This is a genomic window from Borrelia hispanica CRI, from assembly GCF_000500065.1.
Classification (GTDB): domain Bacteria; phylum Spirochaetota; class Spirochaetia; order Borreliales; family Borreliaceae; genus Borrelia; species Borrelia hispanica.
Genome location: NZ_AYOU01000163.1, coordinates 255,468 through 267,678, shown reverse-complemented (window position 1 = coordinate 267,678; position 12,211 = coordinate 255,468). Strand labels below are relative to the sequence as shown.

General features: G+C 27.4%; 8 protein-coding genes and 1 tRNA gene. 8 read left to right on the top strand and 1 reads right to left on the bottom strand.

Features of this window, described 5'->3' with window-relative positions; genetic code table 11:
* Positions 1-59: 59 nt before the first annotated feature.
* The 7 genes from rdgB to U880_RS0108170 all read left to right on the top strand — a co-directional run bounded on the left by rdgB (position 60) and on the right by U880_RS0108170 (position 8,925).
* Positions 60-659: an RdgB/HAM1 family non-canonical purine NTP pyrophosphatase gene (rdgB, locus tag U880_RS0108200; RefSeq protein ID WP_024655550.1), complete on the top strand. Its 600-nt coding sequence runs from the start codon at positions 60-62 to the stop codon at positions 657-659.
* 140 nt (positions 660-799) lie between these two features.
* Positions 800-2,569: an oligoendopeptidase F gene (gene pepF / locus U880_RS0108195; protein ID WP_024655549.1), complete on the top strand. Its 1,770-nt coding sequence runs from the start codon at positions 800-802 to the stop codon at positions 2,567-2,569.
* A 14-nt stretch (positions 2,570-2,583) separates the two neighbouring features.
* Positions 2,584-3,288, top strand: a complete 705-nt coding sequence (gene pcsA / locus U880_RS0108190; RefSeq protein WP_024655548.1) for a phosphatidylcholine synthase — start codon at positions 2,584-2,586, stop codon at positions 3,286-3,288.
* A 10-nt stretch (positions 3,289-3,298) separates the two neighbouring features.
* A complete protein-coding gene (locus U880_RS0108185) occupies positions 3,299-3,907 on the top strand; it encodes a DedA family protein (protein ID WP_024655547.1) in 609 nt (202 codons plus the stop codon).
* 18 nt (positions 3,908-3,925) lie between these two features.
* Positions 3,926-4,009, top strand: a tRNA-Leu gene (locus U880_RS0108180).
* Positions 4,010-4,118: 109 nt separating this feature from the next.
* Positions 4,119-6,647, top strand: a complete 2,529-nt coding sequence (leuS, locus tag U880_RS0108175) for a leucine--tRNA ligase (protein WP_024655546.1) — start codon at positions 4,119-4,121, stop codon at positions 6,645-6,647.
* Between the two features lie 10 nt (positions 6,648-6,657).
* Entirely contained in the window at positions 6,658-8,925 is a 2,268-nt protein-coding gene (locus U880_RS0108170; RefSeq protein ID WP_024655545.1) for an efflux RND transporter permease subunit, read from the top strand.
* Between the two features lie 63 nt (positions 8,926-8,988).
* Here U880_RS0108170 and lon read toward each other — a convergent pair whose 3' ends face one another.
* Positions 8,989-11,439: an endopeptidase La gene (gene lon, locus U880_RS0108165; protein ID WP_200862216.1), complete on the bottom strand. Its 2,451-nt coding sequence runs from the start codon at positions 11,437-11,439 to the stop codon at positions 8,989-8,991.
* Between the two features lie 68 nt (positions 11,440-11,507).
* On the opposite strand from lon, the gene U880_RS0108160 reads away from it, so the two are divergent.
* Positions 11,508-12,194, top strand: a complete 687-nt coding sequence (locus tag U880_RS0108160; RefSeq protein WP_024655543.1) for a DNA repair protein RecO C-terminal domain-containing protein — start codon at positions 11,508-11,510, stop codon at positions 12,192-12,194.
* The last annotated feature ends 17 nt before the right edge of the window (positions 12,195-12,211 follow it).

Genomic DNA, 12,211 nt, shown 5'->3' with positions numbered 1-12,211 from the left:
TTTCTACAAGCGTGACAGAAATATCAAAAATATACATAAATGATTTACTATTATATACAATGAAAACATTATTCTTTGCAACTAGCAATATAAATAAAATAAACGAAGTGAAACAAATCTTAGATATTCCCAAAATAAAAATAGAAATTCCTAAAAATTTTGATATAAAAGAAACAGGAAAAACATTTAAAGAAAATTCACTATTAAAAGCAAAAGCTTTATTTGAAATTTTAGATAAAAAACAACCTGTCTTTAGTGAAGATTCTGGATTATGCATAGAAGCATTAAATATGGAACCTGGTATTTATTCAAAAAGATATGATCAATATAAATTAGGAAAGAAACTGGACAACAATGAAAAAAATCATCTTATTATAGATTTAATGAAAGAACAAAATAATAGAACAGCATATTTTATATGTGTAATCAGTTATATTGCTGTAGATGGAACAATAACTAATTTTGAAGGCATACTTAAAGGAGCAATTACTCTAAATATTGATTATTATCAAAAAAATGGATTTGGATATGATCCAATATTTTTAACTACAAATAATAAAAGACTAAGCGAATTAAATCTTGAAGAGAAAAACAAAATATCTCACAGAGGAATAGCATTTAACAAATTTAAAAAATTTTTAATGCAATTTTTAGATTAAGACCAAAAACCAAATTTTAAAAGCAAGTACAATCTCAAACTTAATTGTAAAATTGTAAGTAAAGATTTAAAATGGTTATTATTCACAATTTATAAAGTTTAAATTTATAAAGCTTTATATGAAACAATGGAGATAATTTAATGATAGAAAGAAGTGAGATCAATGAAAATGACAAATGGGACTTGTCTTCTTTATTTAAAGACAACGAAGAATATAAAACTACTGTTAAACAAATAAGATCAAAACTACAACATTTTAAAAAATACGAAACTTTAGAATTTGACCTAAATACATTTAAAGAAGCAATAAATGATTATTATGAGATTGAAGAAGAAATAGAGAGAACAACATATTACACACACATTCAACTAGAAACCGACGTAAGCAATCAAACTTCAAATGAACTTCGCGCCATGAACATTAATCTAGAAACAGAAGCATCAAATATCACATCATTTTTTATTCCAAAAATTTTAAAAATAGAAACAACAAAAATAAAAGAATGGCTTCAAGACACAGAACTTCAAGATAAAAAAATAGCTGTTGAAAAAATTTTAAGAGAAAAACAACATATCTTAAGCGAAAATGAAGAAAAAATACTTGCCAATTATACATCTCTCTACTCATCATATAGTGATATATTCTCAGCATTAACAAATGCAGACATGGAATTTGGAGACATTAATGGGCAATTATTAAGTAATTCCACTTACAACCTATTTCTTCAAAATGAAAATCAAGAAATACGCAAACAAGCTTTTTTAAAATTCTATCAAGAATATGAAAAACATGAAAATACGCTGGCCAATCTTTTAATTGCTGATATTAATAAAAATAAATTTTTAGCAAAAACAAGAAATTTTCAAGACACTATCTCAATGAAACTTTTTCAAAATAATATCGATAAAACAGTTTATACAAACTTGATAGAAACGGTTAATGAAAATTTATCTGTACTTCATGAATATTATGAATTTAGGAAAAAAATACTTAATCAAGAATATTTAAATCATTATGATGTTTATGTTCCTTTAACAAAAAACATTAAATTTAAGCATTCTTTTCAAGAAGCTTGTGATAAAATTTTAAAATCACTTGAAATATTAGGAAGCGAATATATTGATGTATTAAGAAAAGGGCTTTTAGAAGAACGTTGGGTTGACAAATATGAAAACAAGGGAAAAAGAGCAGGGGCATTTAGCGCAGGATCATATAATGGCAAGCCTTATATATTAATGAACTATAAAGATGAATCTATAAGAGATATGTTCACCTTAGCTCATGAGGCAGGACATTCAATGCACTCATACTTTAGTATCAAACACAATCCATTCCCTCACTATCAATATTCCATTTTTGAAGCAGAAATAGCATCTACAGTAAATGAACAAATCCTTGCAGAATATTTACTTAAAAATGAAAATGACGTTGAAAAAATAAAATATATTAAACTAAATCAAATTGATGATCTACTTGCAACATTTTTTAGACAAACAATGTTTGCAGAATTTGAATATACAATTCATGACATGATTAATAAAAATGAACCAGTAGTAAAAGAAACCATTAAGTCAATTTACTTGAACTTATTAACAAAATATTTTGGTAAAAGTCTTAAGTTTGATCAAAAGAGCTCATTAGAATGTCTTAGAATTCCCCATTTCTACTCTCCATTTTACGTATATCAATATGCAACAGGCATAACAGCTGCTCTTTTAATATATAAAAATATAAAAAATAATAAAAAAGATGCAACGAAGAATTACATCGAATTTTTAAAAACAGGAGGCTCAAAATATCCCCTAGATTCTTTAAAAGTTACCGGTGTTGACTTAAACTTAAAATCAACAATACAAAATACAATTAACATATTTAAAGAACATCTTGATAATGTAAAAAAATTATTTTAGTAAAGGAGTAAGCTTTGATAAAAGTAAATCTTATTTTGGCTTGGTTAGTACATATTTTAACGGCTTCTGGATTAATAGTTGGTTTTTACTCAATAATTGCCATAATAAACACAGATTATAATCTCTTGATAAAACTTACGATTTTGGGACTTTTAATTGATGGAATTGATGGAACACTTGCAAGAAAATTAAAAATCAAAGAAGTAATACCAACAATTAATGGAGAACTCCTTGACAACATCGTAGATTATATAAACTATACATTCATTCCCATAATATTCTTATACTATAGTAATTTTATACAAGAGCAATATAAAATAATAATATGTATTGGAATCTTACTTGCATCAGCATACCAATTTTCACAATTAGATGCAAAAACAAGTGATGATTATTTTAGAGGTTTTCCATCATTATGGAATTTTTTAATAATTTTCAATGTAATCTTTGAAATGAACAAAAATACAAATCTTATAATAACATTATCGTGTATTGCATTGAGTTTTGCACCAATTAAATTCATTTATCCGTCAAAAACAAAAGAACTAAAATATATAACGCTTCCTATAACAATAATAACCTCCTTATTAGTAATACTCATAATATTCATAAAATTACCAGATATATATTTAACAATAGGCAAAACATTGATAATTATTTACTGTTTATATCTCATCTTAGCAAGCATATATTTAACTTGTAAAACAAAACAAAAATAATGAGTCATTTATGTATATAATATTAGAATTTATAGATCTAAATATTGCTTATGCACCAATTGTATTTTTTGGATTACTAATTCTTGCAGGCCTTAACATCCCAATTTCTGAAGATGCAATAGTAATAATGGGTGGCATACTTGCTAGTCGTAAAAACGAATATACAATATTAATATTTCTAGGAATTTTTTGGGGAGCTTATATTGGAGATATAATTTCATTTTATATAGGTAGATTCTTAGCTAATAAATTTCTTAAGCAAAAAACAAAAACAAATAACTTATTAGATAAAATAAATTACTACTATAAACGCTATGGAAGTTTGACTTTACTATTTGGCAGATTTATTCCTTTTGGATTTAGAAATGCAATATTTATATCTGCAGGAATGGGAAACATGCATAGTAGTAACTTTTTTATAATTGACCTTTTTGCAGCAATGATATCAATTACTACCTACTTCACATTAAGTTTTAAAATAGGAGAATCATTTAACACAATATTACCTAAAATAAGATTTATTTTACTAATAATATTTATCATAATAATAATACTGATCTTATTAAGATATATTCTAAAAAAGAAAAAACCTAAAAAAGTTGACAAACTTTTTGAATAGTAAATATAATATGTATGCGCTGTGGTGGTGGAAGTGGTATACACGCTAGCTTGAGGGGCTAGTGGGCGTAAGCCCATGCTGGTTCAAGTCCAGTCCACAGCATCTATTAGGAGCAAATTAAGGGCTACAGAGTTTTAAAATAACAACAAAATTAACAACATAAATGTGCTACGTTAATATTAGCAGAATGTTGCTATGCACTGAGGAATAAATGTCTAAATATGACTTTAAAAAAATAGAAAAAAAATGGCAAAATTACTGGGATAAACACAAAACATATAAAGTAAACGAAGATCCAAATGTTCCTAAAGAAAAAAGAATCTATATTCTTGACATGTTTCCTTATCCTTCAGCTAATGGACTCCATGTCGGACACCCTGAAGGTTATACGGCCACTGACATATTAACAAGATATAAGCTTTTAAATGGATTTAATGTACTTCATCCAATGGGGTTTGACAGTTTTGGATTACCTGCAGAAAATTATGCAATACAAACAGGAAAACATCCTAAAAAAATAACAGAAAAAAATATTGAAAAATTTAAGGAACAAATTAAAGCATTAGGATTTGCATATGATTGGGATCGAGAAATTAAAACTCATGATGTAAATTATTATAAATGGACACAATGGATCTTCCTTCAATTATATAAAAAAGGCTTGGCTTACACAAAAGAAATACCTGTCTGGTATTGTCCTGATCTTGGAACAGTGCTTGCAAACGAAGAAGTAATTCAAACACCCGATGGACCTAGATCAGAACGGGGATTTCATAAAGTAGAAAGAAAACCTTTAAGACAATGGCTACTCAAAATCACAAAATATGCAGAAAGACTTATTAGAGATCTTGAAGAAGTAGATTGGCCTGAATCTGTCAAAGAAATGCAAAAAAATTGGATTGGAAAATCAACAGGAGTTGAAATTGAATTCTTAGTAAAGGAAAGTAAAGAAAAAATAAAGGTATTTACAACAAGACCAGATACAATTTTTGGAGTAACATATTTAGTACTTGCACCAGAACATCCTATGGTAGACAAAATTACGACAGATGAACTTAAACCTATAATATCAAAATATAAAGACAAAGAAATCCTTAAAAGCGATCTTGAGAGGACTTCTCTTGAAAAAGACAAAACAGGGATGTTTACAGGAGCATATGCTATTAACCCAATAACTAAAGAAGAAATACCAATTTGGATAGGAAGTTATATACTTGGCACTTATGGAACTGGAGCTGTAATGAGTGTTCCTGCACATGATGAACGAGATTTTGAATTTGCAAAAAAATATAATTTGCCCATCAAACAAGTGGTCTCTCAAACTGGCACTAATGAAGTATTAATAAAACCACTTACCGAAAATGGTATTTCAATTAATACACCTATGGAATTTAACAATCTCACAACTATCGAAGTAAAAACAAAAGTAATAAAATGGCTTATAGAAAATAAAATGGGCCAAGAAAAAATTAATTATAAACTTAGAGATTGGATTTTCTCAAGACAGCGATACTGGGGAGAACCTATTCCTATTTTGTTTGACGACAACCTAAATGAAATACCATTAAACGATGATGAATTACCATTAACACTTCCAGATATAGAAAATTACAAACCATCTGGCACAGGAGAATCGCCTCTCTCAAAAATTAAAGACTGGGTAAATGTTAAACGTAACGGCAAAATATATAAAAGAGAAACAAACACAATGCCCCAATGGGCAGGCTCATGTTGGTACTATATACGATACCTTGATCCTCATAACGAAAAAGAATTTGCAAATAAAGAAAAAATTAATTATTGGATGCCAGTTGATCTTTATATTGGAGGTGCTGAACATTCAGTACTACACTTATTATACGCAAGATTTTGGCATAAAGTTCTTTATGATTTAGGATATGTTAATACAAAAGAACCTTTTAGAAAACTTATAAATCAAGGAATGATAACATCATTTGCATATCAAGACGAAAATGGTATTTTAATTCCCAATGATGAAGTAGAAAAAAAAGACAATAAATTCTTTTCAAAAAAAAATAATAAAGAATTAAAACAAATAATAGCAAAAATGTCCAAATCACTTAAAAACATAATAAATCCAGATGACATCATTAAAGAATACGGTGCAGATTCAATGAGAATATATGAAATGTTTATGGGACCTTTAACCGATTCAAAACCATGGAATACACAAGGACTCATTGGAATTTTTAGATTTTTAAACAAAATATGGCTTATCAAGAACAAAGAACTTACTAACGAAACACCTCCAAAAGAAATAATATCTGAACTGCATAAAACAATAAAAAAAGTCACAGAAGATATAGAAACTTTAAATTTTAATACCGCAATTTCAACATTAATGATATTCATAAATGAACTTCTAAAACATGAAAAGAATTATTTACAAATATTTAAACCTATAATCATTATCTTATCACCATTTGCACCACATTTAGGAGAAGAATTATGGGAATTTATGGGCGAACAATCCAGTATATTTAAAAATGCAAAATGGCCAAAATACGATTTAAATTCAATTATTGATGATACAAGAGAAGTTGTACTACAGGTTAATGGTAAAATAAAAGACAAGATTATGATAAAAAAAGACACTGATGAGGACACTCTTGAAAAAATTGCTCTTAATAATCAAAAAATTATACAAAATATACACAATAAACAAATAATAAAAATCATTACGGTTAAAGACAAACTTGTAAATATAGTAGCAAAATAACGAGGCAAAAATGGATCTAGCGACTCTAAGTATTAAACATAAAGTTTTCATATTAATAACATTCACACTAATAACAATTGTTTTAGGATTTTTCTTAAAAGATATAAAATTTGACTCCAACATATTAAAACTCATACCAAAAAATGCACAAATTGAACAAACTCTAGATATAGACAAAAGTAGTTCTCTATTATCAACAATAGTAATGTTTAAAGACAAAAAAAATATTTTCAATAAAGAAACTTTTAGAAAAATTAATGAAGTAGCAAATGATATAGTCAATATCTTAAAAGTAACACCCAACTCCGTTACGAGCATATTTACTTACTTCCCACAATTAAAAAAAGATGTATATACAGATGAAGATATAATCAATATAAAAAACAAAATTAATGCAACACCATTTATTAAAAAGCTATTTCTAAATGATGATGAAACTTTAATATACTTTATAATAATATCAACAACAGATACTAAGACAAATTTTAGCCGAAGCTTAAAAAATGAACTTGAAGCAATGGAAGCCACAATTAAAAGACATGAAACTGATACTCTAAAACTTTACTTAACAGGAGATCTTGTAGTAAGAGAAAAAATACTCAATTATATGGCTGATGACTTCAAATTGTTAGGACCATTTGCTGCAATCGTAGTCATTGTATCACTCTATTTTATTGTAAAAAATATACTAGGAGCCATAATTCCCGTACTCATTGCAATATGTGCTTTAATTTGGACTTTTGGAATTAAAAGCCTTTTTATGTCTCCAATTACTGTTCCAGAAACAACAATGATAGTCCTACTGATTTCAATTGGATGTGCTAATGCTGTACATATAATAAATGGAGTATTAAAACAAATTAATAAAAATAAACCCTTAACCGAAACAGCCATCATAACTACAATTCAAACACTAAAAACACCAATAATTTTAACTTCTCTCACAACAGCCTTTGGCTTTTTATCTCTAATCAGTTCGTCTATTCAAGCATATAGAACAATGGGAATTTTTATGTCACTAGGTGTCATCATTGCAATGTTTATGTCTTTATTAGTACTACCTGGAATACTAGTTAAAACACCATTTAAACATAATAACAAAAAAAATACGCATACTTTTCTTGAAAAACTTTCGCTAATAAACCAAATAATTACAAAATGGATACTAAATAACAAATACATTTCATTCATTGTAACCGTAATAATTTTATTAAGCTCAATTATAGGACTTTTTAAAATAGAAATTAATTTCGATGAAAAAGATTATTTTAAAGAAAATACAAGTGTCAAACAAACACTTAACTTCATGCAAAAAGAAATAGGAGGAACATCAGTAATTAAAATTGAAATTAATGGCACCCCAGGTGAATTTAAGAATGAACAAAAAATGAAAAATCTGGATTTAATCACAGATAATATTGATAAATTCAGTTATAAAACACAATCTAATTCAATAAATGGCATTATAAGACTTATGAATTTTAAATTTAAAAAAGAAAATCCCAAAGAATACAGATTACCTGAAAATCAAGCTGTATTAAACAAGTTAATACTATTAATTAGCAGAAGCAATTCCATTAAAAATATGACTAATATGTATATCAATAATGATTGGTCGCAAATATCAATCATTATAAGAACTGATCAAAATTCAACTGAAGAAATTAAACAATTTGCAGACTATGCAAGCAATGTGATTGACAAATATATGCCAGGACATGAATACCACTTTTCAGGAGCTTATGACAAAATACCCATATCACAAACTATGGTAAAAGAACAAATCACAAATATTATTACAACACTTAGTGCAATAGCAATATTGCTCATAATATTCTTTAAATCCATAAAAACTGGGATTATCATTGCAATTCCAGTAGCATGGTCGGTATTTTTAAATTTTGCAGTAATGAAACTTTTTGGAATAACACTAAATCCTGCAACAGCAACAATTGCCTCTGTTAGTATGGGCATAGGTGTAGATTATTCTATTCACTTCTTTAATGCATTTATATTAAACTATCAAATAACTAAAGACTATAAAAATGCTTTACTTGAATCAATACCTAACGTATTTAATGGAATATTTGCAAACTCAATATCAGTAGGAATAGGATTTTTAACACTCATATTTTCAACTTATAAAATAATTGCAACACTTGGAGCAATAATAGCTTTTACTATGTTAACAACATCTATTGCATCATTAACGCTACTTCCATTATTAATTTATATATTTAAACCAACTGTTAAAACAATAAGTACAACAAAAGTGTAAAGATTATAAATAATATATCCCAAAAATATCAAAACACAAAATTAAACTTAAAACTTTATAAAATTAAAATAACAATTTAATTACTTCTTTCATACTATCTACAAGATGAAAATTTATACCATTTTTAATATTAATAGGAATATCATCAAGATCTACTTTATTTGCTTTAGGAATAATAATGTGCTCAACACCATTCCTCTTAGCAGCAATTATTTTGGCTTTCAATCCACCAATAGCCATTACATTACCTGTTAATGATAACTCTCCTGTCATAGCCAAATTGGGTCTTACAGTTTTATTAAGAGCCAGAGATATAAAAGCACTAGCAATAGTAATTCCAGCAGAAGGCCCATCTTTTGGAGTAGCACCTTCTGGAATATGCAAATGTATCATGTATTTTTCAAAAAAGGACTTATGCAATTTAAGTTCATTACTAATACTATTGACATAAGTAAATGCAATATTTGCAGATTCTTTCATAACATCTCCAAGCCTACCTGTCAACTTAATACCAGGGGATTTGGATTCGGTTTTTACAGTCTCAATAATCAAAGTCGAACCACCATAATTGGTCCATGCAAGACCCATCACCATACCTGGAGACATAACTTTATCCAAAAATTTTTCTTTTCTAAATACAGGAATGCCAATATACTCTTCCAAATTTTCCTTTGAAATCTGATATGCTTTTACAGATTTATCTTCAACAAGCTTTCTTGCAATTTTTCTAACAATTTGTTTTAAATATTTCTCAAAATTTCTAAGTCCATTATCCCTAGCATATTCCCTAGCTATCTGAACAAGAGATGAACTTTGAAACTTCAAGGAATCTTTATCAACACCATTTTCCTTTAAGACCTTTGGTATTAAATATTTTCTTGCTATCTCTATTTTCTCATCATCAACATATCCTGAGAGTTGAATTACCTCCATCCTATTTAATAAAGGTGTAGGTATTGTCTCAAGAGAATTGGCTGTTAAAATAAAAAATACATTAGAAATATCAAAAGGCAAATCAAGATAATGATCTCTAAAATTAACATTTTGTTCGGGATCTAAAACTTCAAGAAGAACTGAGAACGGATCTCCATAATGAGACGACGACACTTTATCAATTTCATCTATTAAAAAAACAGGCGAATTTGTTTTTGTAATTCTGAGTCCTTGAATAATTTTTCCAGGCAATGCTCCTACATAAGTTCTTCTATGTCCTTTAATTTCTGATTCATCTCTTATACCACCTACAGAAAATCTAAAAAACTTCGTCTTAAGAACTTCAGCAATAGCTGCTCCTATTGAAGTTTTACCAACTCCAGGTGGACCAACTAAAAGCATAATAGCCCCTTTTTGAGATTTTCTTAACTTAAGGACAGAAATATATTCAATAATTCTATCTTTAACCTCTCTCATACCATAATGAGTTTTATCTAAAATTTTTTCTGCTCTTTGTAAATTAAATTTGTCAAAATCAACTTTAGTATCTCCCCAAGGAAGATTTGTAATAAGTTCAAGATAATTCCTAACCACAATATACTCAGACGAATGTCTCTCAAGAAATGAAAACTTCTCAAGCTCCCTTCCAACCGCATCTAAAGCCTCTCCTTTTAAAGCTAAAGCATCTATTTTAGATTTCATTTTTAAAAATTCACTATTCTTCTCATCTCCAACACCAAGTTCAGTCTTAATAGCTTTAAGTTGTTCCTTTAAAAAGAACTCTTTTTGTTGTTTTTCTAATTTTTCTTGAATACCTTTAGCAATTTTATTTTGAATCTCAATCAAGTTTAATTCTTCATAAAGCAATTCTAAAACCTTTTTAAGCCTATCCTTAACACTTAATGTTTCAAGTACCTCTTGATGAGATTCCTTTGAAGATGCTATCATTCCTGCAACAACATCACACAATCTACCCTTATCTTCAATATTCACCATATTTAACTGAAATTCGGGCATTTTCCTATGTGAGAATATTTCTTTAGTTCTAAGTAAAATACTGCTATAAATTGCTTTTAAATTAACATCATACTTTTTAATTGGAATTTGTTTTAAATAATCAACTTCAATTATTGGAAAATCTTCATTAAGAACAACTTTAACAAATTTAACTCTATCAATAGTGGAAACAAAAATATTATATCCACCATCAGGAAGATTAATTTTTTTTACAATTTTAGCGGTAACACCAACAGAATAAATATCCTTTTGATAATTAATCGTTAATTTACCATCCTTACTATTTCCTGATTTTTCTAAAAATTTATCACGCAAAACAAATAAAGAAATAATTCCATTACCTTTAATAACATAATCAACAGCCTTCATATCAATATCAGAAACTATAACAATTGGAATAAACATACTTGGAAATACAGGATGTGATGGCACAGCAATTAAAGGTACTCTTACAGGTTTATCAAAATGTGGCAAAATGCCTCCAGAGTTCTTTGAACGCTTCTTTTCCTTAGCAACAGTATCTTTTATTTCTTCCATAAAGTATTCAATCTCCCTAGATTTCATTATAACAAAAGAAAATTTTTATGAGAATTCATTTAATAATGAATTTTTTTATTATACAATAATGTATAATGCTGTTTAACAAAATCAATGCTATAATAACAAATCTATATCATAAAAAAAATTATTCATTATTAAACCTATTTCATTCAAAAGGAATCATTCATACAATAATTCATGATTACACCATAGAAAAGTTTAAATTAAATATCAATAACTTAGTAAAAGCCAATTTTGAAATAGTAAGAGAAAACAACTTATGCAAAATAATAGAAGTTAATGATGAAGAATTTATCATTCAAGACTTAACATATGAAAAACTAACAATTATTAAACTATGGATCAAGCTTATTAATTTAAGTTTTGATGAAGGAGAATGTTTCAAACTATTTAACGAAGCTACAGAAATGCTAAATAATTCAAGCTTAGGAAAAGCACAATTAATTGACTTGCAATATAAAATAAGATTTTTAATAATCAAAGGACTTTTATACTTATCAAACTCATGTTTTAAATGTAATAAGCAAATAAAAGAAAATTATTATTACGATACACACATTCATGGTTTTAACTGCATTAAATGTTCCAATAATAAAAATCAGTACATTAATACAGAAAGTTTTAAATACTTAGAAAACACAACTCAAACAAATATGAACACAACTTTAAATGCAAAATTAACTAATAAAACAAAAGAATTTATAACACTTATGATTAAAAACAAACTAAACAGAGAATTTGAGCAAATACTACTCTAAAGAAAGCAAATTGGAAC

What these genes read in the sequence shown, in the direction of transcription:
- rdgB (WP_024655550.1), top strand. Translation starts at nt 60, where the DNA reads ATGAAAACATTATTCTTTGCAACTAGCAATATAAATAAAATAAACGAA.
- pepF (WP_024655549.1), top strand. Translation starts at nt 800, where the DNA reads ATGATAGAAAGAAGTGAGATCAATGAAAATGACAAATGGGACTTGTCT.
- U880_RS0108185 (WP_024655547.1), top strand. Translation starts at nt 3,299, where the DNA reads ATGTATATAATATTAGAATTTATAGATCTAAATATTGCTTATGCACCA.
- leuS (WP_024655546.1), top strand. Translation starts at nt 4,119, where the DNA reads ATGTCTAAATATGACTTTAAAAAAATAGAAAAAAAATGGCAAAATTAC.
- U880_RS0108170 (WP_024655545.1), top strand. Translation starts at nt 6,658, where the DNA reads ATGGATCTAGCGACTCTAAGTATTAAACATAAAGTTTTCATATTAATA.
- lon (WP_200862216.1), bottom strand. Translation starts at nt 11,439, where the DNA reads ATGAAATCTAGGGAGATTGAATACTTTATGGAAGAAATAAAAGATACT.
- U880_RS0108160 (WP_024655543.1), top strand. Translation starts at nt 11,508, where the DNA reads ATGCTGTTTAACAAAATCAATGCTATAATAACAAATCTATATCATAAA.